The following is a 24,613-nucleotide window of genomic DNA, read 5'->3' on the forward strand; positions in this document are numbered from 1 at the left end:
GCGAGATTAGCTGTGCTGACAGTGGACACCATCAACCCTGCCCAGCTGGCTGCCGGCACCCCAGCCGCGCCGGAATGGCTCCTCGCCGGCACAAACTGGCAGCTCACTGGCAGCGCCGACCTCTACAGCCAGGCCCGCGGTGAGGGGCTAGCCAGCCAGGCCTGGCCTGGCCGCCACCTGCAAATCCTGACAAGTCCTGCAGCTAAAGGGCCAGGAATGCGCCTGCGGGTACGACTGCTCGACGATGGCTACCCAGGCTGGCTTGAGCCCGATGCCCTGCTGGGGCGAGCAGTGGCCTGCTCCCCGCCCCAGCCCCAACTCCTGCAGCGCTGCAGCATTGCCCGCAGGCTTGAGCAGGTGCTGAGCTTCGCGCAGGCCGCCCAGCGCCTAGCCAACACCTACCTCTGGGGCGGCAGCCTGGGCCCCAACTACGACTGCTCCGGGCTAGTGCAGCGGGCCTATGCCAGCGCCGGCATCTGGATTCCGCGCGATGCCTACCTACAGGAGCGGTTCTGTCAGCCAGTGGCGGTGCGCCCTGGCCAGGTGCAGTTGCTGGAGCCTGGCGACCTGATCTTTTTTGGCACACCCCAGCGCTGCAGCCACGTGGGGCTGCACCTAGGTGGGGGCCACTATCTACATAGCTCCGGCGTCGCCCACGGCCGCAACGGCATCGGCCTCGACAACCTGGCGCCCCAAAATCCCGACCCGGTGGCGCGCCACTACCGACTGGAACTGCGGGGAGCGGGGCGGGTAATGCACAGCCATAACGGCAGTCCCCTACCCACCTAGGGTCGATGCCAAGGGCTGACAAAGACATGCAGCAAACGGGGGAAGGCCAAGCCGAGCTTTCCGTAGTGGTGCCCCTCTACAACGAGGAGGAGAGCCTGCCCCAGTTGGTGGAGCAGTTGCTGGCGGCACTGCGACCGCTGCAGCTGGGCTTTGAGTTGGTGCTTGTAGACGACGGATCTAAGGACGGCACAGCGAAGGTGCTCAGCCAGCTGGCCGCCACGGTTCCGGAGCTGGTGGCCGTGCTGCTGCGCCGCAACTACGGCCAGACGGCGGCCATGGCGGCCGGCTTTGACGCCAGCGGCGGGGCGGTGATCGTGACCCTCGATGGCGATCTGCAGAACGACCCAGCTGATATCCCCCTACTCCTGGCCGAGCTCGAGCAAGGCTTCGACCTGGTGAGCGGCTGGCGCCACCAGCGCCAGGATGCGGCCATACAACGGCTGCTGCCCAGCCGCATCGCCAACAGCCTGATTGCCCGGGTAACTGGGGTGCGCCTCCACGACTACGGCTGCTCCCTCAAGGCTTATCGGCGCGAGGTGGTGAGTGACCTCAACCTCTACGGCGAACTACACCGCTTCCTGCCTGCCCTGGCCTTCATCGAAGGTGCCCGGATCAGCGAGGTGAAAGTAAACCACCATCCCCGTCGTTATGGGGAGAGCAAATACGGACTCGACCGCACCTTCCGGGTGTTGATGGACCTGCTGACGGTCTGGTTCATGAAGCGCTTTCTAACCAGGCCGATGCACGTCTTCGGCTTCGGCGGCCTGGCCGCCATGGGCGCAGGCCTGCTGATCGGACTCTGGCTCGTAGGCGAAAAACTACTGCTTGGCGCCGACATCGGCGATCGCCCCCTGCTGCTGATGGCCCTACTGAGCTTCCTGACGGGGGTGCAGCTCTTCTGCTTTGGCCTGCTGGCCGAACTGCAGATGCGCACGTACCACGAAAGTCAGGGACGACCTATCTACCGGGTGCGGGGCATCGTGCGCGGATCCGGCGGCTGAGAGCCGGGGCAAGGGGATTGAATTTTTATGTCGCCCTAGCCGGCCCCGCAGGCTGCCTCGGGAGGCCTTCGTACAGTATTAACGGTTGCTATTGGCCCGCGCCATGACTGGAGAATTTGCTGCCGCTTGGTTGCCCTCGGTGTTAGTCCCACTTGTTGGAATCCTCGGCCCAGCCGTGGCCATGGCCCTGCTTTTCAACGTAATCGAAGCCCGCGACTGAGCCCGACCCAAGCCGTCGCTCAGCCTCACCGCCTACCCCCGCCACCATGACCGTGACCCCCGTGGCCGACCCCTGCGTCGGCAATCTGGCAACCCCCGTCAACAGCAGCTATTTCAGCCGGGCCTTCATAAACGCCCTGCCCGCCTACCGCCCCTCCCTATCTCCGAACCGTCGTGGTTTGGAAGTGGGCATGGCCCATGGCTTCTTTCTTTACGGACCCTTCGCCGTCTGTGGGCCCCTGCGGCTCACCGAGTACGCCAGCACCGCTGGTTTACTCGCCAGCATTGGACTGGTGTCGATCTTGACCGTATGTCTCTCGATCTACGGCACCGCTGGCAACGGACCCAACATCCAGCCGGCTGACGCCACCATCGACAACCCGCCCGCAGACCTGTTCACCAAGGCTGGCTGGGCAGAATTTGCCAGTGGTTTCTGGCTGGGTGGCTGCGGTGGCGCCGCCTTTGCCTGGTTCCTGGCCGGCACCGCGATCGTTGCCCCACTGGTCAACATCGCCGGCGGCGTCTGGAGCGTCAACTAAATCTCAAGCGGTTTTCCAAACCCCCTTCAAGCTCCGCCCAGGCGGGGCTTTTTTATTGGCTTGATATGCCCCAAAGGGCAGCTCAGATAGCCAATGCCTGCTGGGCCACGAGCCAAGCTCTCGGGAGCAGCGCTAATGCCCTAGGGGGAAAGAGCCGGTGCTGGGCAATGGTAGGCAGTGATGATGGGCAAGATAAACAACTACTAATGGGCAATAAAAAACCCCAGCTTGCGCCGGGGTTAATTCGTCCCTCGAGGGAACAAGTAGGCAGAGATTAGCCGAACTTGCCCGAGGTAGAAGCAATCAGGAAGGCTGCATACGTGAGTATGTAGCCAATCGTGAAGTGAGCAAGACCCACAACACGAGCCTGGACGATCGAAAGAGCGACAGGCTTATCGCGCCAGCCAACGAGGTTGGCGAGCGGGGTGCGCTGATGAGCCCAGACGATGGTCTCGATCAGTTCCTGCCAGTAGCCGCGCCAAGAGATCAGGAACATGAAACCGGTGGCCCAAACCAGGTGACCGAAGAGGAACATCCAAGACCAGACGGCCAGGTTGTTGCTGCCAAACGGGTTGTAACCGTTGATCAGCTGGGAGGAGTTAAGCCACAGGTAGTCGCGGAACCAACCCATTAGATAGGTGCTGGATTCGTTGAACTGAGCCACGTTGCCCTGCCAAATGGCGAGGTGCTTCCAGTGCCAGTAGAAGGTGACCCAACCGACGGTATTCAGGGCCCAGAAGACACTCAGATAGAAAGAGTCCCAGGCACTGATATCGCAGGTACCACCACGGCCGGGGCCGTCGCAGGGGAAGGAATAGCCGAAGTCCTTTTTGTCAGGCATCAGCTTGGAACCCCGGGCATCCAGGGCACCCTTCACCAGGATCAGAGTCGTGGTGTGCAGACCAAGCGCAATGGCGTGGTGAACAAGGAAGTCACCAGGACCGATCTGCAGGAAGAGGTCGTTGCCACCATTGATGGCGTCGATCCAACCGGGCAGATAAACCGCACTGGCGGTGCTAGCTGCGGATGCGGAATTTGATAGCAGCACATCCATGCCGTACATCGCCTTGCCGGAAGCGGCCTGGACGAATTGGGCAAAGACGGGCTCCACCAAGATCTGCTTCTCGGGAGTACCAAAGGCCACGACCACATCGTTGTGGACGTAGAGACCCAGGGTGTGGAAGCCAAGGAACAGGGAGACCCAGCTCAGGTGGCTGATTAGGGCTTCCTTGTGCTCGAGCATCCGGGCCAACACGTTGTCTTTGTTGGCTTCCGGGTCGTAGTCGCGGATGAAGAAGATCGCACCGTGGGCGAACGCACCGCACATCAGGAAGATGGCGATGTACTGGTGGTGGGTATAAAGCGCAGCCTGCGTTGTGTAGTCCTTAGCGATAAACGCGTAGGACGGCATCGCATACATGTGCTGGGCCACCAGGCTGGTGGCCACACCCAGAGCTGCCAAGGCCAGACCAAGCTGGAAGTGGAGCGAGTTGTTGATCGTGTCGTAGAGGCCCTTGTGGCCAGCGCCGAGGTCACCAGGGGTGCCCTTGGGCGGGTTGTGGGCTTCCAGAATCTCGCGAATCGAGTGGCCGATACCGAAGTTTGTCCGGTACATGTGGCCAGCGATCACAAAGATGCAACCGATCGCCAGGTGGTGGTGGGCAATATCCGTGAGCCAAAGAGCTTCCGTTTGGGGGTGGAAGCCACCCAGGAAGGTAAGGATTGCGGTGCCAGAACCTTCAGCAGTACCGAACTGTTGATAGACGGTGTCGGGGTTCTGGGCGTACACGCCCCAGTTGCCTGTGAAGAACGGAGCCAAACCAGCGGGGTGAGGCAGCACGGAGAGGAAGTTGTCCCACCCAACGTGCTGACCACGGGCCTCAGGGATAGCCACGTGAACCAGGTGACCGGTCCAAGCAATCGAGCTGAAACCAAACAGAACCGCCAGGTGGTGGTTTAGGCGGGATTCAGCATTCTTGAACCAGGCCAGGGAAGGCCGGAACTTGGGCTGAAGGTGGAGCCAGCCTGCGAACAGCGCCCAAGCAGACAGGATCATCATGAAGATGGAACCCTGATAAAGCTCAGCGTTGGTGGTCATCCCGATCGTGTACCACCAGTGGTACAGACCCGAATAAGCAATGTTCACAGGGGAGGTAGCACCAGCCTGGGTGAAGGCGGCGATAGCTCCCTGGCCAAAGTGGGGATCCCAGATCGCGTGAGCGATGGGACGTACATGCAGAGGATCGGCGACCCACTGCTCAAAGTTGCCCTGCCAGGCGATATGGAACAGGTTGCCCGAAACCCAGAGGCCAATGATGGCCAGGTGACCGAAATGGGTGGAGAACAGCTTTTGGTAAAGCCGCTCCTCGGTCATGCCGTCGTGGCTCTCGAAATCGTGAGCCGTGGCAATGCCGTACCAAATCCGGCGGGTTGTCGGGTCCTGTGCCAGACCCTGGCTGAACGAAGGAAATTTCGTTGCCATTGGGAGAGGTCAGAAAAGGTCAGCCGACCGCGACGATGCGGGCCAGGAAGAATGCCCAGGTTGTTGCAATACCGCCCAGCAAATAGTGAGCGACACCGACAGCACGGCCCTGGGTAATGGAAAGCGCCCGCGGTTGGATGGCGGGTGCAACCCTCAGCTTGTTGTGAGCCCAGACGATGGACTCGATCAGCTCTTGCCAGTAGCCGCGGCCACTGAACAGGAACATCAGGCTGAAGGCCCAGATGAAGTGGGCTCCAAGGAACATCAAGCCATAAGCACTGGAACTCGAGCCGTAGCTGTTGATCACCTGTGCGGCTTGGGCCCAGAGGAAGTCCCGCAGCCAACCATTAATGGTGATGGCGCTTTGGGCAAAGTTGCCGTTGGTGATGTGCTGGACGCTGCCATCAGCGTTGACGGTGCCCCACACGTCGCTCTGCATCTTCCAGGAGAAGTGGAAAATTACGATCGACAGGGAGTTGTACATCCAGAACAGGCCAAGGAACACGTGGTCCCAAGCCGACACCTGGCAGGTACCACCACGGCCAGGCCCGTCGCAGGGGAAGCGGAAGCCCAGATTCGCCTTGTCAGGAACGAGGCGGGAGCTACGCGCATACAACACACCCTTCAGCAGGATCAGCACGGTGACGTGGATCGTGAAGGCGTGGATGTGGTGGACCATGAAGTCGGCCGTTCCCAAAGGAATCGGACCGGCAGCCACCTTGCCGCCCACCGCTACAACGGTGCCGTTGAACACTTCGCTCACACCCGCGAGGGCGTTGGGCGCAGTGCTACCTGCAGCGGCAGCGTGCAGACCCTGAATCCACTGCGCGAAGACAGGCTTCAGGGCAATGGCGGAGTCGCTGAACATGTCTTGGGGACGCCCCAAGGCACGCATCGTGTCGTTGTGGATGTATAGGCCAAAGCTGTGGAAGCCAAGCCAGATGCACACCCAGTTGAGGTGGCTGATCAGGGCATCACGAGCTTTAAGTACCCGGTCCAGCACGTTATCGACGTGCTTGGCGGGGTCGTAATCGCGAATCATCGCGATAGCGGCGTGCGCACCAGCACCCACAACTAAGAAACCACCGATCCACATGTGGTGGGTGAAGATCGACAGCTGGGTGGGGTAATCAATCCCGATATAGGGATAGGGAGGCATCGCATACATGTGCTGGGCCACGATGATGCTCAGCGAGCCGAGCATCGCCAGGTTCACAGCCAGTTGGGCGTGCCAGCTGGTGGTCATGAACTCGAAGAGTCCGTCATGACCATTGGGAGCGGGGAACAGCAGGGGATCACCCTTCTGGCCCTGGAGAATCTCCTTGATGCTGTGACCAATGCCCCAGTTGGTGCGATACATGTGGCCAGCCACGATGAACAACACCGCGATAGCCAAGTGGTGATGGGCGATGTCGGTCATCCAGAGGCTGCCGGTCACAGGATTCAACCCACCTTTAAAGGTGAGGAAATCGCTGTAAGCGGCCCAGTTGCCCGTGAAGAAGGCTGAAACGCCAGCCCCGAAACCGGGGAATATCTGGGCGATCACGTCCTGGTTCAGGAACTCGTGGGGCAGAGGAATGTCGGCGTAAGTGGCGATGGTTTTGCCATTGAGCGCCAGCGGCTGGCCGGCGTCGATGGCCTCCATCAGCGCATTGGTGGGCAGGGACACATGAAGCAGGTGTCCTGTCCAGGAGAGAGATCCCAGACCGAGCAGGCCGGCCAGATGGTGGTTGAGCATCGACTCAACGTTCTGGAACCACTCGAGCTTGGGAGCCGCCTTGTGGTAGTGGAAGACGCCGGCATTGAGCATCAAGCCGGCCATCACCAACGCACCGATGGCAAGAGCCATCAGCTGGGTTTCATTGGTGATGCCCCAGGCCCTCCACACATGGAAGAGGCCGGAGGTGATCTGAATGCCGTGGAACCCGGCACCCATGTCTCCATTGAGAATTTCCTGGCCGAAAATGGGCCACACCACCTGCGCCGAAGGCTTGACGTGCAGGGGATCGGTCAACCAACCGGCGTAGTTGGAGAAGCGCGCTCCATGGAAGAAGGCGCCACTCAGCCAGATGAAGATGACGGCCAAATGGCCGAAGTGAGCTGAAAAGATCTTGCGAGAGACCTCTTCAAGGTCACTCGTGTGACTGTCGAAATCGTGAGCATTGGCGTGGAGGTTCCAAACCCAGGTGGTGGTTTTGGGACCTTTGGCAAGGCTGCGATCGAAATGGCCGGGCTTGCCGAACAGTTCGAAGGTGGCCGGAACTGGGTTCCGGTCGACCATGGCCTTCGCCTTTTCCCCACGCTCTGGTGGGCTGATGGTCATCGAGACGTTCCTCGAGGGACGGGATCGAGGTGGTGGGTCCACCCCTGCAGCAGGCCGGAGAGCCTGCCGTTGGGCCCCATGAACGACCGGCGGCCGAGACCTCCAAGCGTTCATGGGCACCAGCCGGGAAGGGGGGCCGCGAAAACGCGAAACCACTTGCCGCAACTGGGGCTTTGGGCCCCAATTAGGGGACCGCTCGCCGAAGTATAGGGGTCGTTTCCGAGAGGTTTTGGCTTGCAGTTACAAAGGTTCAATCCCGGCGCTTCCCAGGCCAGCACAGGGCTTTACAGAACAGAAAGAATCATCAACTTCAGCCATCTTGCAGGCGGTTTTTTATTACTTAGAGAGCATCAAAGCCAGCCGTCTGCCGCATCCGTTTACCCGGGGTGGCACCGGCCAGCAGAATGCATCCACTACAAGCTGAGCAACCCAGCGTGGGCGCAGGCAGCGCAACCCATCCGGCTCTTCCGTCTCGCCCCCTGCGATGGCGGCAGAGATTGCTAGCGGTCCTGCTAGTGGCAGCGTTGATGTTGTTGGCAGGCTGCAATCAAGTAGGCACCAGCCGCAGCAGCGGCCCAGCCCCAGCACCTCTTCCAGTCCAGGGGCCCAGTGGCCGCTTGCAGGAAGTTGCGCCACCTGCCGCCGTACAACAAATTCAAGCGGCCCTGGCCGAGCGCCAGCCCCAGGTATCGATCCAGATCCCGCGAGATGGCAGCGATCTGCCAGCCGGGCCGGTCAAGTTGCAAGTGCAGGTTCGTGATTGGCCCTTGGTTGATGCGGGAGTGCTCGGGCTGGGGCCTCACCTCGTGGTGCAGGTTGACGACCTAGCCCCCCAACGCCTCACCACCTCACGCTCTGGGCAATTCCCAACTCGTCTGGACGCCGAACTACCGCCCCTGGGCCCGGGCAGCCATCGCCTTACCGCCTATGCGGCCAAACCCTGGGGGGAAGTGGTGAAAAGTCCAGGAGCCTGGGACCAGGTGCGGGTAAACCGGGTGGCTGCCAATCCCCTGGCCACTCCCCAGCTGGGCACACCCCAGTTGATCGGCGTAGGCACAGCAGATCTGGCCGGTCGCGAACCGGTGCTGCTCGACTGGCTGTTAATAGACGCTCCCCTTCAGGGCCTGCGCGACAACGACGGCAGCTGGCGCCTGCGGGTGACGGTCAACGGGGACAGTTTTTTGGTGGATCAGAACTCGCCTCTATGGCTCAAGGGCTGGCACAGCGGCAGCAACAGCGTGCTGATGGAGCTGCTTGATGGCCGCGGCGCCCCCCTTAACCCCCCTTTCAACACCTTGGTGAGCGAGGTGACGATTAATAGTTCCTCGCCCACGCCCAGTTGGCAGCGGGGGCACCTGGATGCCAGCGAGTTAGCCCAGCTGCTGGGAGAGGAGCCTGCAACTCCGGCGGCTCCAGAACCAGAACCAGAACCTGAACCAGAAGCTGAACCAGTTCCAGAGGCACCAGTAGAAGCAATAGAAATCAATCCGACGCCGGCCAGCGAGCCCCAATCCCCACTTGAACCGGAATCTTCGCCGGAACCAGAATCGCCAGCCGAACCCGAGCCCCTACCTGACCCGGAACAACTGCCTGAGCTGGAGCCCGCTGTTGAAGCTGAGTTAGCCGAACCTGCGCAGCAAGATGCCCCACCAGCAGAGTCCGCCCCTACTACGGCTCCCACTGATCGGCTCAGCGCCTCCACCAGCCTGGAAGGATCGGCACGCAGCCAGCTGAATCCAGATGGTTCCCTGCTCAAGCCCAAGGCGCCGGGCCCCCTGGCCGGGCTGCGTCAGAAGCTAGGAACGTGACTTCACCAAACAACCGCCCCGAGCAGGACGCGCCGCGCGCCCGCCGCTGGGGACTGGGCTTCAGCCCTGCCAGCACCCCGGTGCTGAACCAGCTCCTTCAGTCCGGCCTGATCGACTCCCAGGCGGGGCCTGACGACCAGATCGCCGCAGGAGACTGCTTAGTTGAACAGTGGTCAACGGCCAGCGGCTTTGTAGTCGTTGGTGCCTGTGGCCTTGTGACCAGGCTGATTGCGCCGCTGCTCGTGAATAAAGAGCGCGATCCCGCCGTGGTGGTGGTGGATCCCCAGGGTCGGTTCGCCATTCCCCTGCTAGGCGGGCACGCGGCCGGGGCCGAGCGACTGAGCCACCAGATTGCCGCCTGCCTGGGCGGCCAGGCCGTGCTCACCGGGGCAACGGCTGCAGCAGGGTTACTAAGCCTCGACAGCTTCGGCAAAGACTGGGGTTGGCAGCGGGGAAAGGGCGATTGGAGCGCTCTGATGCGTAAGGCAACCCATGTGGATCAACCGCTGCGGCTGGAAGCTCACCACGGCAGCCGCCGCTGGCTGGAGCTCGAGGCCGCAACCTGCCTGCTAGAGCGCGCTGGTGGCTCTGGCGAGAACCCAGAGGCGGATCTGGTCGTAGATATCCACACCGGCGCTGGCTGCCGCTGGCATCCGCCGAGCCTTTGGCTTGGTATGGGCTGTGAACGCAACACCAGCCTGAGCCTGCTAGAGCGCTTGCTGGAACAGACCCTGGGCGACCAGCAATTGGCACCTGAATCCGTAGCTGGTTTGGCGAGCGTCGACCGCAAGGCCGATGAGCCGGCCCTGCTTGCTCTGGCAGCTAAAAGAGGCTGGCCAGTGCGCTGGTTTGGGGCCGATTCCCTAGCGGCAGTACCAGTACCCACCCCATCGGCGGCCGTGGCCCAGGAGATGGGCACCGCAAGCGTGGCCGAGGCCGCAGCCCTGCTGGCAGCTGGCCCCGCAGCCCAATTGCTGCAAACCAAGCGCATCGAGCATGCCAACCCAGGCGAGCTCGGGGCAGCTACCCTGGCGCTAGCGCTGGCCGAGAGTCAATGGGCTCCCGAGCGGGGCCAGCTGCACCTGGTGGGCAGTGGCCCAGGCAGCCTGGAGCTGCTTACTGCGGATGCCCGCCGCGCCCTATCGGAAGCCACGGTGTGGGTGGGGTACGGCCTCTACCTCGACCTGCTTGAACCGCTGCGGCGAACTGATCAGCTGCGCTGGAACGGCCAACTCACCGAGGAGCGGGCCCGCTGCGCCCTGGCCCTGGAGCTGGCGAGCCAGGGGCTGAATGTGGCCCTGGTCTCCTCTGGCGACAGCGGCATCTACGCCATGGCCGGCCTGGCCCTGGAGCTTTGGCTGGCCAGCCCAGCCGATGGCCGGCCCAGCTTCAGCGTGCATCCGGGCATCTCGGCCCTGCAACTCGCCGCTGCCAGGGCCGGAGCTCCCTTGATGCACGATTTCTGCACCATCAGCCTCAGCGACCGACTCACCCCTTGGGGAGTGATCGAAAAGCGGCTGCAAGCAGCGGCTGCGGGAGACTTTGTAGTAGCCCTCTACAACCCCCGCTCCCTGGGCCGCGACTGGCAACTGGCCCGAGCCAGGGAGCTGCTGCTGGAGGGCCGGCCGGCCTCAACACCGGTAGCCCTGGCCCGCCAACTGGGGCGAGCCGATGAGGCCGTCAGCCTGCACAGCCTGGGCGAATTACCGGTGGAGCAAGTGGACATGCTGACCCTGGTGCTGATTGGCAATAGCAGCAGCTACGCCAAAGACGGATGCATGGTGACTCCCAGGGGTTACCCGGGAGCCGAGCTCAGCTGAAAAAATCGGGATGACAGGATTCGAACCTGCGGCCCCTTCGTCCCGAACGAAGTGCGCTACCAAGCTGCGCCACATCCCGATGCGGCGAGTTTAGGGGATCAACTCGGCTGTAGGCCTTGGCCTGCCGCTGGCTTCCTAAAGTTGGACCTAGCCCTTCTTCTGGCCCCCCGGGGCCCTACTGGCGCCTTGCTCAAACCCGACTGGCTGCGCGTCAAGGCCCCCCAGCGGGAGCGGATCGGCGAAGTGGCAGACCTGCTGCAAGATCTCAAGCTCAACACCGTCTGCCAGGAAGCCAGCTGCCCCAACATCGGCGAGTGCTTTGCCGGCGGCACGGCCACCTTTTTGATCATGGGGCCCGGCTGCACCCGCGCCTGCCCCTACTGCGACATCGACTTCGACAAGAGCGTGCGGGAGCTCGACCCCAGCGAACCTGAACGGCTGGGGGAAGCGGTGGCGCGCCTGGGCCTGAGCCACGTGGTGATCACCTCGGTCAACCGCGACGACCTGGCCGATGGCGGCGCCAGACAGTTTGTGGCCTGCATTGAGCAGGTGCGCCAGCGCTCACCACTCACCACGATCGAGCTGCTGATCCCGGATTTCTGCGGCAACTGGGACGCCCTGGCCGCCGTTATGGAAGGCGCCCCTGAGGTGCTCAACCACAACATCGAGACCGTGCCCAGGCTCTACAAAAAAGCCAGGCCCCAGGGCATCTACGAACGCTCCCTGGAGCTGCTGCAGCGGGTGCGTAGCGGCTGGCCGCGCACCTACACCAAATCAGGCCTGATGACTGGACTGGGGGAGAGCGACGTTGAGGTGAAAGAGGTAATGGCCGATCTACGCAGCCACCAGGTGGACATCGTGACAATCGGCCAGTACCTCTCGCCAGGCCCCAAACACCTGCCGGTGGATCGCTTCGTGACCCCGGAGCAATTCCAGGCCTTCCGGGCCATGGGGGAGCAGGAGCTGGGCTTCCTGCAAGTGGTGAGCAGCCCGCTCACCCGCAGCAGTTACCACGCCGGCGAGGTGCAGCGGCTGATTCGGGAGTATCCGCGCTAAGCCGCCACGGCCTGCCGTTCCGCCAGACCCACGCTGGCCTTCTCGCTGGGGGGCACCAGCAGCTTGAAACGGCCCCTCCAGCCATCCCAATCGGCCAGGATTTCAGCCGCCTTGGCGCTGCCGGTGGCCTGGAGGTGCGCCTCCAGCAGCGGCTTGAGCAGGGCATCCTGCTCTGGGGTTGTGAGCTCGCAAATGGCCACAATTTCAGGGTTTACCCGCTCCGCCAAGCCGCCGCTCTCGTCAAGGATGAAGGCCACACCACCGGTCATGCCGGCGGCCACATTGCGACCGGTGCTGCCCAGCACCACTACCACCCCACCGGTCATGTATTCGCAGCAGTGATCGCCGGCGCCCTCCACCACGGTTTTGGCCCCGCTGTTGCGCACGCCAAAGCGCTCACCGGCGCGGCCTAGGGCAAACAGCTCTCCACCGGTGGCGCCATAAAGACAGGTGTTGCCCAGGATCACCTGGTTACCAGGGTCGTTGACGCCGGCAGGGGGCACCACGGTGAGGCGTCCGCCATTAAGGCCCTTGCCCACGTAGTCGTTGGCCTCACCCACCAGGCGCACGTTCATGCCCTGGAGCACGAAGGCCCCGAAGCTCTGGCCGGCGGCCCCTTCGTAGGTGAGGTCAAGCTGGCCACCGAAGCCGGTGTTGCCATGGCGGGCGGCGATCTCGCCGGAGAGGCGGGCGCCCACGCTGCGGTCGGTGTTCACGATCGCCAGGGTGCGGGCCACGCGGCCGTGGCCCTCAATCGCGGCCATCACCTCGGCATCGGCAAGCAGCTGGTCTTCCAGGATCGGGCCATTGCCATGGGCCTGGGCGTCGTGCTGCAGCCAGGCGCGATCGGAGGCGGCTGGGATTGGATCGATCAGACAGGAGAGATCGAGGGCCTGGGTTTTGGCCAGGGCCACGGCGCGGGGCTGCAGCAGCTCACTGCGACCGATCAGATCCTCGAGACGGGCAACACCGAGCACGCTCAGCAGCTGGCGCACCTCCTCGGCCACAAACAGGAAGAAGTTCACCACGTGCTCGGGCACGCCGGGGAAGCGCTTGCGCAGGTTCTCCTTCTGGGTAGCCACCCCCACCGGGCAGTTATTGGTGTGGCAAACGCGGGCCATGATGCAGCCCTCGGCGATCATCGCCACCGAGCCGAAGCCGTATTCCTCAGCGCCCAGCAGGGCGGCGATGATCACGTCCCAGCCGGTTTTGAGGCCGCCATCGGCCCGCAGCAGCACCCGATCGCGCAGGCCGTTCTCGAGCAGGGACCGGTGCACCTCAGTGAGGCCCAGCTCCCAGGGACTGCCGGCATGTTTGATCGAGCTGAGCGGTGAAGCGCCCGTGCCGCCGTCGTGGCCGGAGATCTGAATCACATCGGCGTTGGCCTTGGCCACACCGGCGGCGATGGTGCCGATGCCGATTTCCGCCACCAGCTTCACGCTCACCTTGGCGGCGGGGTGCACCTGGTGCAGGTCGTGGATCAGCTGGGCTAAATCCTCGATCGAATAGATGTCGTGGTGGGGAGGCGGCGAAATCAGCGCCACGCCGGCCTTGCTGTTGCGCAGCCAGGCGATGTAGGGGTCGACCTTCGGACCGGGCAGCTGGCCTCCCTCCCCCGGCTTAGCCCCCTGGGCCACCTTGATCTCCAGCTGGCGGCCACTGCGCAGATATTCGGGGGTCACACCGAAGCGCCCTGAGGCGATCTGCTTGATGGCGGAGCAGGCGGTATCACCGTTGCGCAGGCCATTGAGGCTGGGCAGGGTCGGCGAATGACCGTCGCCGTCCACATCGCTGAGCAGCCCGAAGCGGGCCGGATCTTCACCGCCCTCACCGCTATTGCTCTTGCCGCCGATGCGGTTCATGGCGATGGCTAACACCTCGTGGGCCTCGCGCGAAAGGGCACCGAGGCTCATGCCTCCGGTGCAAAAGCGGCTGCAGATGCTCTCCACGCTCTCCACCTGCTCGATCGGCAGTGGGGCGGGAGCGGGCTTGAGTTCCAGCAGGTCCCGCAGGGCCGTGACTGGCCGGTGCTCCAGCAGGGTTTTGTAGGTGGAGAAGTGGTCGTAGCCGGGGCCCGCCTTGACGGCGGCATGCAGGGCTTTAGCCATCTCCGGGCTATTGAGGTGATACTCGCCGCCAGTGCGGTATTGCACGAAGCCCATGAACTCGAGCTTGGTGCGGTTGAGCTCGGGGAAGGCCTTGGCATGGAAGCTGAGGGTTTCGCTGGCCAGCTCGCCCAAGCTCAGGCCAGCCACCCGGCTGGTGGTGCCACTGAAGGCAAGCTGGATCAGATCGGCGCCAAGGCCGATGGCTTCGAAGATCTGGGCGCCGTGATAGCTGGCCAGCAGGGAGATGCCTATCTTGGAGAGGATCTTGCGCAGGCCGTCTTCTAGGGCCTTGCGCACATTTGCCTGCACCTGATCGGGGCTGAGCGCCGGCAGCTTGCCGGTTTCGATCAGCTTCTGCACCCGGGGGTGGGCTAGCCAGTGGCGGCTGGTTTCCCAGGTGAGCCAGGGGCAAACGGCACTGGCGCCATAACCGATCAGGCAGGCCAGGTGGTGAGTGCTCCAGCACTGGGCCGTTTCCACCACCAGGGAAGCCTGCAGCCGCAAGCCCAGGTTGAGCAGGTGGTGATGCACCGCGCCGACGGCCAGCAGCGGTGGAATGGTGGCCGTGGTGGCATTGATCCCACCAGCCTCGCCGCCCCGATCGCTGAGCACCAGGATCTGGCTGCCGGCGCGCACGGCCGCCTCGGCAGCGCTGCGCAGGCGCTGCACCGCAACCTCGAGACCTCCGGGCCCGTCGGTGACGGCCATCAGCGTGGAAAGGGTGGTGGTGAGCAGGCCCTGCTGGCTCACCGCCGCCAGCTCCGCCTCATTGAGGATCGGGCTGGCCAGGTGCAGCACCGCCGCCGAGGCAGCTTCGGGGCGCAGCGGCGAGCCCCGCTTGCCCAGGTGCATCTCCAGGCTCATCACCAGCTTTTCCCGCAGCGGATCGATCGGCGGGTTGGTGACTTGGGCGAAGCGCTGCTTGAAGTAGTCGTAGAGGAGGTGGGGCTTGTCTGAGAGCACCGCCAGGGGGATGTCATCGCCCATGCAGTAGGTGGGCTCCTTGGCCGCGCCGGCCATGTCCTCGATCACCAGCTCGAAGTCTTCGGCGGTGAAGCCAAAGGCCGTTTGCTGTTGCAGCAGCTCCAGATCTCCCAGCTGACGCTCCTGGGTCCAGGGCTGGGGGACAAGGTTGCGGCGATGCTGCGCCAGCCAGTCACCGTAGGGATGGCGGGCGGCCACCTCGGCCTTCACCTCCCAATTGCGTAGCAGGCGGCCCTGCTCCAGATCCACTGCCAGCATCTGGCCAGGGCCGAGGCGACCCTTTTCGATGATGCGGCTCTCCTCAAGCTCGACCACACCGGTTTCTGAGCCCATCACCACGAAACCATCGCTGGTAATGCAGTAGCGGGCTGGGCGCAGGCCGTTGCGATCCAGGGTCGCTCCCACGCAGCGACCATCGGCGAACACCAGCAGGGCCGGACCATCCCAGGGCTCCTGGGTGCAGGCGGAATACTCGTAAAAAGACTGGATATCGGGCTTATCTGCCAGCTCGGGCTGGTCGCGGAAAGCTTCTGGCACCAGGGTGAGCAGGCTCTCGGTGATCGGCCTGCCGCTGCGCACCAGCAGTTCAAGGGTGGCGTCGAGGTTGGCGGAATCGCTGAAGGCGGGGTTCACCACTGGCTTCAGTTCTGCAGCCGCCTCCCCCCATACCGCATCGAGATTGGCTTCCGAAGCCCTTGCCCAGTTGAGGTTGCCCAACAAGGTGTTGATCTCGCCGTTGTGACCGAGCAGCCGCATGGGCTGGGCCAGGGGCCAGCGGGGCAGGGTGTTGGTACTGAAACGGCGGTGGTACACCGCAAAGCTCACGGCAAAGCGTGCATCGCGCAGGTCGCCATAGAAAGCAGACAGCACCGCTGAACGCACCATGCCCTTGTAGACAACAGTTCGGCTGCTCAGGGAGGCGAAATAGAGCTCACCTGGCCCTGGCCCCCAAACGGCGCGGGCCCGATCGCCGCAACGGCGGCGCAGCCGAAACAGCAGCGCTTCCAGGTCATCACCGGCTTGGTCAGCGGCAAGCAGCCACTGCTCAATGGCCGGAGCGGTCTGGCGGGCCAGGGGGCCGAGAACAGATGCATCCAGAGGGACTGCACGCCAACCCAGACTGACCAGCCCCAGCTTGGCGGCCTCATCATCACAAAAAAGTTTTGCCTGCTCGCGCTTTGCAGCATCGGCTGGCAGGAAAACCATGCCCAGCCCGCGAGCCGCTCCCTTGGCTGCCGCCGCCTCGGGCCATACCTCTTCTAGATAGCTCCAGGGGATGCCGCAGAGCACCCCGGCCCCATCGCCGGAATCACCATCGCCACCGCAACCACCGCGGTGTTCCATGCAGTCGAGGCCGCGCAGGGCCTGCTGCAGCACCCAGTGGCTGGCTTCGCCCTGAAGATTTGCCAGAAAGCCCACACCACAGGCGTCCTTTTCGCCAGCGACCGCGGCCGGAGCAGCGCTATCGCAATGGGGCCAAACAGGGCGAGAGAAGTGAGGCATAACCCGAGACGGTCCGGCAGGTGATCTGTCAGGGCAGCGCCGCTAACACCAATAGGTGCTGGCAACAGCAGAGCTGCTGATCCTAGGGATGCACATCCCCAAACCAGGGCGCCCCAACTCATAAAGAGGGCTAGCTTTCATGGCTGTCGGCCTGGCTGGCCCATGGCCTCTACTGCATTCCTGGCTGGCTGGCTCCTGGTTCTGTGCCTGCCAGGGGTCGGCCGGGCCATGCCGATTACGCCGCCGCCGCCACCGCCGCTGGTCCCAATCGGTGCGGCCGCCGCAACTGAGCGCCGGGGCAGCAGTATCCGCATCAACGGCCGGCTCCAGAGCGCCCGCTGGCTCTGGATTGGGGGCTTGGGCAACACGCCCCAACAACTGTGGATACCCCTAGAGGTGCTCGAGAACCAGCTCGGGGTCACCAGCCGCAGCCGCAGCGATGGCGCTCTGGAGCTGGAGTGGTTTGGCCAGGAACTCAAGGTTCCCGCCAGCGCCCAACGCAGCCTTGAAGACGAGGTAGCGGTAGAGGTGAGCAGCCTGTTCGGCCGCATCGGCGTGGGCCTACGCCGGGAGGGCAGCCTGCTCAGCCTGGAGCTGGCCAGGCCCCAGCTACTCCAGGTGCGCAGCTCAAACCCTGGCCCCGTCAAGCGAATCGTGCTCGATCTGGGCGGCCCGGCGACCATTGGTAGAGACGACGCCGGACTGGTGGTCGACCTGCTCAGCCGCAGCGACCAACAGACCCTGCTGGGGAGCCTGGGCCTCCAGGCCCAGCAGGGCAGCACCGGGCTAAGGCTCAAACCCTCCGCAGCCAAATTGACGCGGGTATTCAGCCTGGGCGAACCCAACCGGGTGGTGATCGAGTGGCCGGACCAGGGGGCCGCTAGCCGCCCCGACAGTCCAGCCCCGATCGATCCGCGCCTGCAGGCCCTGCTTGGCAAAGAACTTCACTGGGATCGCCTGGTGCGCCAGGGGGTGCGCATTAACGCGATCCGCATTGATCCACTTAACGCCTCATTGCAGCTGCGGCCCCTGGCTAGGCCTGGAGCCATGGAGGGCCTCAGCTCCCTGGTGCAGCTTGCCAACCAGCAGCAGGCCTGGGTAGCGATCAATGGGGGTTACTTCAACCGGGTAAAGCGCCTGCCCTTGGGGGCTCTAAAACAAGACGGCCGCTGGCTTTCCGGGCCAATTTTGAACCGGGGAGTCGCCGCCTGGGACGAGCGAACCATGCCCCGCTTTGGCCGGCTACAGCTTTCAGAATGGGTTGTGGGTCCAGGAGCTCTGCGTCTACCGGTCGCCGTTGTCAACAGTGGCTACGTGCAGCGAGGCATCAGCCGCTATACCGCCGATTGGGGGCCCAACTACCGAGCCCTCAGTGGCTCTGAGACTGGCTTATTAATCCAAGGAGGCCTGGTGCGGCAGCAGTTTGGCCCCTCCGAACTGGATGCGGGTGTGCCGCTACGGGGCGATGACCTGCTGCTGGTGGGAAGGGGCGGCAGTGAGCTGCCCTGGGGCTTAGGCGATCGGCTCCAGATCGAAAGCCGCCCCAGCAGCAACCTCGGCCTCGCAACACACGTGATCGGCGGGGGGCCATTGCTTTTGCAGGCTGGCCGCATCGTGCTCAATGGCGCCGCTGAAAACTTCAGTTCCGCCTTCCTCAACCAAGGAGCACCCCGCACCGTGCTGGCCAGAGACGACCGCCAGATTTGGCTGATCACCCTGGAAGGGATCCAGGACAGCGGCCCCTCCCTGGGGGAAACCGCCGCCCTGCTGCAACAGCTAGGCCTGCAAGACGCCCTGAATCTCGATGGCGGCAGCTCCACCGGCCTGGTGCTGGGGGGGTCCCTGCAGGTAAAAGGGCGAGGTGTGGCCGGATCGGTTCACAACGGTGTCGGCCTGGTGCCGTGAGCAGGCTGCCAAAGTGGGCTTAGATATGCAGCCCCCCCATCCTCATGGCCAAGGCGCACAGCCTGCGCGTGACCGCCGCCGCCGCCGCCGAGCTGGGCCGGCACGCAGCTGTGGCGGGCACCCCCGGGATGATGCATCTGGATCTAGTAGATGGGCGCTGTGAGCGCTGGGCGATTCGCTTGCGCCCCGGCCACCTGGCGGGCACGCCGATTGCCCGCGCCGATGGCATCACCCTTTATGCGCCAGCAGAGCAGCTGAACCTGCTGAGCGGCCTGAGCCTGGACTACCGGGGTGACATCAGCGGCGGCGGCTTTTTGGTACGTCCAGGCGAAGGCACGGTGACTTGCGCCTGCGGCACTGCCTTCAGTCGCTCAGGAGGAGGGCGACAGGCGACCCAGTAAGGTGACGGATTGTCGAAATCGGTCGGACGTCCGACCAATATTCTCCGACCAGACCCCGGTCCTCGATGCCCACCATTCAGCAGCTAATCCGTACTGAGCGCCAGAGTCTTTCCCGGAAGACCAAGTCGCCCGCCCTGCGCGCTTGCCCCGAGCGCCGCGGTGTGTGCACACGCGTGTACACCTCCACCCCCAAGAAGCCGAATTCGGCCCTGCGCAAGGTGGCTCGGGTGCGTCTCACCTCTGGCTTTGAGGTGACCGCCTACATCCCCGGCATTGGGCACAACCTTCAGGAGCACTCCGTGGTTCTGATCCGGGGTGGACGCGTCAAGGATCTGCCTGGCGTCCGCTACCACATCATCCGCGGCACCTTGGACACCGCGGGCGTTAAGGACCGTCGCCAGTCCCGCTCCAAGTACGGCGCCAAGACCCCAAAGAGCTGAAGCCGCCTAGATCAGCGTAACCAGCCGCTGACCAGCAACTTCAGCAAAGGGCGTCACCGATGCCCGCTCCTTTCCCATCCCCTAGTTCTCCCCGCTCCGGTCGACCATGTCTCGCCGCAATGCCGCCGAGAAGCGCCCAGTGCTTCCCGACCCCCAGTTCAACAGCCGCCTGGCCTCCATGATCGTGGCCCGGCTCATGAAGCACGGCAAAAAGTCGACAGCACAGCGCATCCTTTCGGATGCCTTCTCCTTGATCAACGACCGCACCGGTACTGATCCCCTGGAGCTGTTTGAAACAGCTGTACGCAATGCCACTCCGTTGGTTGAGGTTCGTGCCCGCCGGGTTGGCGGTGCCACTTACCAGGTGCCGATGGAAGTTCGCCAGGAGCGCGGTACAGCCATGGCCCTGCGCTGGCTGGTGAATTTCTCCCGCGCCCGCAACGGTCGCAGCATGGCCCAGAAATTGGCCGGTGAGCTGATGGATGCAGCCAATGAAGCCGGTAGCGCGGTTCGCAAGCGGGAAGAGACCCACAAGATGGCTGAAGCCAACAAGGCTTTCGCCCACTACCGCTACTGATCCTGCCTGAAATTGCTGAAGCCCAGGGCGACTTCAGCTTCTACAGACCCGGTCTGTAGAGTGACGCCCACGTTTTGTTGACCTTTCGGAGACCTCCCCCGTGGCCCGCGCCTTTCCACTGGAACGCGTAAGAAATATTGGTATTGCCGCCCACATCGATGCGGGCAAAACCACGACGACTGAACGGATTCTGTTCTATTCAGGCGTTGTCCACAAGATGGGCGAGGTGCACGACGGTGCAGCGGTCACCGACTGGATGGACCAGGAGCGGGAGCGTGGAATCACGATCACAGCAGCTGCCATTTCCACCACCTGGAAAGACAACCGCATCAACATCATCGACACCCCCGGGCACGTCGACTTCACCATCGAGGTGGAGCGTTCGATGCGGGTCCTGGACGGAGTGGTCGCTGTCTTCTGCGCCGTTGGTGGCGTTCAGCCCCAGTCAGAAACCGTTTGGCGTCAGGCTGACCGCTACAACGTGCCTCGGATCGTGTTCGTCAACAAGATGGACCGGACCGGTGCCGACTTCCTCAAGGTCTACGAGCAAATCAAGGATCGGCTCAAAGCCAATGCAGCCCCGATCCAGCTGCCGATCGGAGCTGAGGGCGAACTAAAAGGAATCATCGACCTTGTACACAACAAGGCGATTATTTACACCAATGATCTCGGCACCGACATCATTGAAAGTGAAATTCCTGAAAATATGGTTGAAGAGGCTAAAAAGTGGCGCCTCAAGTTGATGGAAACAGTCGCTGAGTCCGTTGAAGACTTAATCGATCCCTTCCTGGAAAATGGCGAGCTCACCGAAGAGCAGTTGATCAAAGGCATCCGCCAGGCCACCATCCATCATGGCTTGGTGCCAATTGTTTGTGGCTCAGCCTTTAAAAATAAGGGCGTCCAGCTGGTGCTAGACGCGGTGGTCGACTACCTGCCAGCACCAGTTGATCTACCTCCCATCACTGGCCTCATGCCAGATGGCAGTGAGTCAAACCGCCCCTGTGACGACAGCGCCCCCTTCAGCGCCCTGGCCTTCAAAGTGATGGCTGATCCCTACGGCAAGCTCACTTTTGTGCGCATCTATTCCGGGGTGCTGAACAAAGGCAGCTACGTACTCAACTCCACCAAGGACAAGAAGGAGCGCATTTCCCGCTTGATCCTGCTCAAGGCTATTGACCGCGAAGAGGTGGACGAGCTCCGTGCAGGTGATCTTGGTGCAGTCTTGGGCCTTAAAGACACCACCACTGGAGACACACTTTGCGTCGAATCTGACCCGATCATCCTCGAATCGCTCTTCATCCCAGAGCCAGTGATCTCGGTGGCTGTCGAGCCGAAAACCAAGGGTGATATGGAGAAGCTTTCCAAAGCTCTTCAGTCACTTTCAGAAGAAGACCCCACTTTCAGGGTCTCCACCGATCCAGAAACCAGCCAGACAGTTATTGCTGGCATGGGAGAGCTCCACCTTGAAATCTTGGTGGATCGGATGCTGCGCGAATTTAATGTTCAAGCAAATATCGGCGCTCCGCAGGTTTCCTATCGCGAAACCATTCGCACCAGCTCCAAGGGGGAAGGAAAATATGCTCGTCAGACTGGTGGCAAAGGTCAATACGGCCACGTAGTGATCGAAATGGAGCCAGGCGAGCCAGGCACAGGATTCGAATTCGTCAATAAAATTATTGGTGGCATCGTTCCCAAGGAGTACATCGGTCCTGCAGAAGCCGGCATGAAGGAGACCTGCCAATCCGGTGTGATTGCTGGTTTCCCGATGATCGACGTCAGGGCAACCATGGTTGACGGCTCTTACCACGACGTCGACTCCTCGGAGATGGCGTTTAAAATCGCCGGATCCATGGCCTTCAAAGACGCCGTCAAGAAGTGCAATCCCGTACTCCTTGAGCCAATGATGAAGGTGGAAGTCGAGATCCCCGAGGATTACCTTGGGTCGGTCATCGGCGACCTTTCATCCCGTCGAGGCCAGGTCGAAGGGCAGTCCATTGACAAAGGTCAGTCCAAAGTCCAAACAAAAGTGCCCCTGGCCGAAATGTTCGGCTACGCCACCCAGCTCCGATCCATGACCCAGGGTCGGGGTATTTTCTCGATGGAGTTCAGCCATTACGAGGAAGTTCCTCGCAATGTGGCTGAGGCCATCATCTCCAAGAATCAGGGCAATTCCTGATCTCTCCTCTACCCACTAACCCCCCGATTCTTTCTACTCATGGCACGCGAGAAGTTCGAAAGGAACAAACCCCACGTCAACATTGGCACTATCGGCCACGTTGACCACGGCAAAACCACCCTCACGGCTGCCATCACCAACGTGTTGGCGTCCCAGGGCATGGCCAAGGCCCAGGCCTACGACGAAATCGATGGTGCTCCTGAGGAGAAAGAGCGGGGCATCACTATCAACACGGCCCACGTCGAGTACGAGACAGTCAAGCGTCACTACGCTCACGTGGACTGCCCCGGCCACGCTGACTACGTCAAGAACATGATCACCGGTGCCGCCCAGATGGACGGCGCGATCCTGGTAGTAGCAGCGACCGACGGGCCGATGGCCCAGACCAAGGAACACATCCTCCTTGCCAAGCAGGTGGGCGTTCCCGCCCTAGTGGTGTTCCTCAATAAGAAGGACATGGTCGACGACGAGGAAATCCTCGAGCTCGTCGAACTGGAAATGCGCGAGCTGCTCAGCAGCTACGACTTCCCTGGCGATGACATCCCCGTGGTGGCAGGTTCAGCCCTGAAGGCCCTCGAATTTATCCAAGCTGGCAACAAGGCCGAGCGCGGTGCCAATGAGTGGGTTGACAAGATTCTCGACCTAATGGATGCCGTCGACGAGTCGATTCCCGAGCCCGAGCGCGAGGTCGACAAGCCCTTCTTGATGGCAATCGAGGACGTTTTCTCGATCACCGGTCGTGGCACCGTGGCAACTGGCCGTATCGAACGCGGCAAGGTCAAGGTTGGCGAAACCGTCCAGATCGTCGGCATCCGCGACACCCGCGAGACCACTGTCACCGGCGTGGAAATGTTCCGCAAGCTGCTCGAAGAGGGCTTGGCTGGCGACAACTGTGGACTACTGCTGCGCGGTATCCAGAAGGAGGACATCGAGCGCGGCATGGTGCTGGTGAAGCCCAACTCCATCAAGCCCCACACCAAATTTGAAGGTGAGGTGTATGTGCTTAAGAAGGAAGAAGGCGGCCGCCACACCCCCTTCTTTGCTGGCTATCGCCCCCAGTTCTACATCCGTACAACTGACGTAACTGGCCAGATCACCGCCTTCACCTCTGACGACGGTGCCAACGTCGAGATGGTGATGCCCGGCGACCGCATCAAGATGACCGGCGAGCTCATCTGCCCCGTGGCCATTGAGCAGGGCATGCGCTTTGCTATTCGCGAAGGTGGCCGCACCATCGGTGCTGGCGTGGTCTCCAAGATCATCGCCTGATCCTGAGGTAGGTTTTTGGGGTGGGACCTCTTGGGTCTCCACCCCACCTGCCGCTCCTCGACAATCCAGCTCCACCAGCCACCAGGGCGTTTCGCCCAGGAGCTTCCTGACGCCTGATCCGACATGTCCACCGCCATTGCCCAGCAGAAGATCCGCATTCGCCTCAAGGCGTTTGATCGCCGGATGCTTGATCTCTCCTGCGAAAAAATCATCGAAACTGCCGACCACACTGCCGCCACGGCGATCGGCCCCATTCCGCTACCCACCAAGCGCAAGATCTACTGCGTGCTGCGCTCGCCCCACGTCGACAAAGACTCCCGCGAGCACTTCGAAACCCGCACCCATCGGCGCATCATCGATATCTACAGCCCTTCGGCAAAGACGATCGACGCCCTGATGAAGCTTGACCTGCCCAGCGGCGTTGATATTGAAGTCAAGCTCTGATCTGAGCCCAATCTCAGATAATCCTGCCTGGCCAGTCGCTGACCCCAGAATGCCCCTGTCACGCCAACGCGTGGCTGGGGCTTTTTTTCTAGGATGGATTCGCATCTCCTGTTCAAGCCATGGGCGAGCTGGCCGTAAGGGAGCTGCCGCTGTTTCCCTTGCCCGACGTGGTGCTCTTCCCCCAGGAAGTACTGCCACTTCATATTTTTGAGCCCCGCTACCGGATGCTGCTGCGCACGGTGATGGCCGGAGACCAGCGCTTCGGAGTTGTGCGTTGGGACCCCCAAAACCAGACCATGGCCGATGTGGGCTGCTGTGCCGAGATCCTGCACTGTCAGACCCAGGACGACGATCACAGCAACATTGTGACCATGGGGCAACAGCGTTTTCGCGTACTGGACATCGTGCGTGAGGCGCCCTTTCGGGTGGGAATGGTGAGCTGGATCGAAGATGAACCCGAGACAAGCCATGCTGATCTCGCTGCTTTGGCGGGCGATGTTGGCCAAGCCCTACGGGATGTGGTGGAACTCACCGGCAAGCTGATTGGCAAACCGGCCAGCCTGCCAAACGACCTGCCCGACCTGCCCCGGGAGCTGTCGTTCTGGATCGGAGCCCACCTAGGTGGCCCGGTGGCCGACCACCAGCAGGCCCTGCTGGAAATCACTGACACCAGCGAGCGCCTGCGCCAGGAATACGAACTGCTGGACCAGACCAGGAGGCAGTTGGCTGCGCGCACCGTGCTCAAAGACACCTTCCAGCCCCAATAACT

The 24,613-nt window shown here is 62.5% G+C and carries 18 protein-coding genes and 1 tRNA gene; 15 read left to right on the plus strand and 4 right to left on the minus strand.

The annotated features are described in order from the left end of the window. Positions 1 to 21 precede the first annotated feature (21 nt). The 4 genes from U9970_RS10945 (at position 22) to U9970_RS10960 (ending at position 2,548) form a co-directional block, all read left to right on the plus strand. Positions 22 to 789, plus strand: a complete 768-nt coding sequence (locus U9970_RS10945; protein ID WP_322764229.1) for a C40 family peptidase — start codon at positions 22 to 24, stop codon at positions 787 to 789. Positions 790 to 815: 26 nt separating this feature from the next. Then, positions 816 to 1,790, plus strand: coding sequence for a glycosyltransferase family 2 protein (locus tag U9970_RS10950; RefSeq protein ID WP_322764230.1), 975 nt, complete (start codon positions 816 to 818; stop codon positions 1,788 to 1,790). A 103-nt stretch (positions 1,791 to 1,893) separates the two neighbouring features. Further along, a complete protein-coding gene (locus U9970_RS10955; protein WP_106632445.1) occupies positions 1,894 to 2,010 on the plus strand; it encodes a photosystem I reaction center subunit VIII in 117 nt (38 codons plus the stop codon). A gap of 46 nt (positions 2,011 to 2,056) precedes the next feature. Further along, positions 2,057 to 2,548 (plus strand): photosystem I reaction center subunit XI, encoded by a 492-nt coding sequence (locus U9970_RS10960; protein WP_254937643.1) that lies wholly within the window; start codon positions 2,057 to 2,059, stop codon positions 2,546 to 2,548. Between the two features lie 274 nt (positions 2,549 to 2,822). Here the strand turns inward: U9970_RS10960 and psaB are convergent, their stop codons facing one another. Together psaB and psaA are read right to left on the minus strand one after the other, a co-directional pair. After that, entirely contained in the window at positions 2,823 to 5,030 is a 2,208-nt protein-coding gene (psaB, locus tag U9970_RS10965; protein ID WP_322764231.1) for a photosystem I core protein PsaB, read from the minus strand. A 19-nt stretch (positions 5,031 to 5,049) separates the two neighbouring features. Then, positions 5,050 to 7,353 carry a photosystem I core protein PsaA gene (gene psaA, locus U9970_RS10970; RefSeq protein ID WP_322764232.1) on the minus strand — a complete coding sequence of 768 codons (2,304 nt, stop codon included), beginning with the start codon at positions 7,351 to 7,353 and terminating at the stop codon, positions 5,050 to 5,052. 434 nt (positions 7,354 to 7,787) lie between these two features. On the opposite strand from psaA, the gene U9970_RS10975 reads away from it, so the two are divergent. Together U9970_RS10975 and cobJ are read left to right on the plus strand one after the other, a co-directional pair. Next, positions 7,788 to 9,161: a hypothetical protein gene (locus tag U9970_RS10975; RefSeq protein WP_322764233.1), complete on the plus strand. Its 1,374-nt coding sequence runs from the start codon at positions 7,788 to 7,790 to the stop codon at positions 9,159 to 9,161. Beyond that, the gene (gene cobJ / locus U9970_RS10980; RefSeq protein ID WP_322764234.1) at positions 9,158 to 10,981 is read left to right on the plus strand and encodes a precorrin-3B C(17)-methyltransferase; all 1,824 of its coding nucleotides are present in this window, start codon (positions 9,158 to 9,160) and stop codon (positions 10,979 to 10,981) included. Before U9970_RS10975 ends, cobJ begins: the two co-directional genes overlap by 4 nt. Before the next feature lie 5 nt (positions 10,982 to 10,986). On the opposite strand, the gene U9970_RS10985 is transcribed toward cobJ, so the two are convergent. Further along, a tRNA-Pro gene (locus tag U9970_RS10985) sits at positions 10,987 to 11,060 on the minus strand. A 107-nt stretch (positions 11,061 to 11,167) separates the two neighbouring features. Between U9970_RS10985 and lipA the strand changes: the two genes are divergently transcribed. Further along, entirely contained in the window at positions 11,168 to 12,037 is an 870-nt protein-coding gene (gene lipA, locus U9970_RS10990; protein WP_322764235.1) for a lipoyl synthase, read from the plus strand. Here lipA and U9970_RS10995 read toward each other — a convergent pair. Continuing rightward, positions 12,034 to 16,632: a glutamate synthase-related protein gene (locus tag U9970_RS10995; protein WP_322764236.1), complete on the minus strand. Its 4,599-nt coding sequence runs from the start codon at positions 16,630 to 16,632 to the stop codon at positions 12,034 to 12,036. The two genes, lipA and U9970_RS10995, sit on opposite strands and share 4 nt — an antisense overlap. A 162-nt stretch (positions 16,633 to 16,794) precedes the next feature. Here U9970_RS10995 and U9970_RS11000 point away from each other — a divergent pair, with 162 nt between their 5' ends. The 8 genes from U9970_RS11000 (at position 16,795) to U9970_RS11035 (ending at position 24,611) form a co-directional block, all read left to right on the plus strand. Beyond that, the gene (locus tag U9970_RS11000) at positions 16,795 to 18,537 is read left to right on the plus strand and encodes a phosphodiester glycosidase family protein (protein WP_322764237.1); all 1,743 of its coding nucleotides are present in this window, start codon (positions 16,795 to 16,797) and stop codon (positions 18,535 to 18,537) included. Between the two features lie 44 nt (positions 18,538 to 18,581). Further along, positions 18,582 to 18,938: an AIR synthase gene (locus tag U9970_RS11005; protein WP_322764238.1), complete on the plus strand. Its 357-nt coding sequence runs from the start codon at positions 18,582 to 18,584 to the stop codon at positions 18,936 to 18,938. Positions 18,939 to 19,003: 65 nt separating this feature from the next. Further along, positions 19,004 to 19,378, plus strand: a complete 375-nt coding sequence (gene rpsL / locus U9970_RS11010; RefSeq protein ID WP_106632417.1) for a 30S ribosomal protein S12 — start codon at positions 19,004 to 19,006, stop codon at positions 19,376 to 19,378. Positions 19,379 to 19,484: 106 nt separating this feature from the next. Then, positions 19,485 to 19,955: a 30S ribosomal protein S7 gene (gene rpsG / locus U9970_RS11015; RefSeq protein ID WP_106632418.1), complete on the plus strand. Its 471-nt coding sequence runs from the start codon at positions 19,485 to 19,487 to the stop codon at positions 19,953 to 19,955. Between the two features lie 100 nt (positions 19,956 to 20,055). After that, positions 20,056 to 22,131, plus strand: a complete 2,076-nt coding sequence (gene fusA, locus U9970_RS11020; RefSeq protein ID WP_322764239.1) for an elongation factor G — start codon at positions 20,056 to 20,058, stop codon at positions 22,129 to 22,131. A 39-nt stretch (positions 22,132 to 22,170) separates the two neighbouring features. Then, positions 22,171 to 23,400, plus strand: a complete 1,230-nt coding sequence (tuf, locus tag U9970_RS11025; RefSeq protein ID WP_322764240.1) for an elongation factor Tu — start codon at positions 22,171 to 22,173, stop codon at positions 23,398 to 23,400. A 123-nt stretch (positions 23,401 to 23,523) separates the two neighbouring features. Continuing rightward, positions 23,524 to 23,844, plus strand: a complete 321-nt coding sequence (gene rpsJ, locus U9970_RS11030; protein ID WP_006910513.1) for a 30S ribosomal protein S10 — start codon at positions 23,524 to 23,526, stop codon at positions 23,842 to 23,844. A gap of 119 nt (positions 23,845 to 23,963) precedes the next feature. Next, complete coding sequence (locus tag U9970_RS11035; protein ID WP_322764241.1) at positions 23,964 to 24,611, plus strand: LON peptidase substrate-binding domain-containing protein; 648 nt, start codon at positions 23,964 to 23,966, stop codon at positions 24,609 to 24,611. Positions 24,612 to 24,613 lie beyond the last annotated feature (2 nt).

Source organism: Cyanobium usitatum str. Tous (genome assembly GCF_963920485.1).
Taxonomy (GTDB): Bacteria; Cyanobacteriota; Cyanobacteriia; order PCC-6307; family Cyanobiaceae; genus Cyanobium_A; species Cyanobium_A usitatum_A.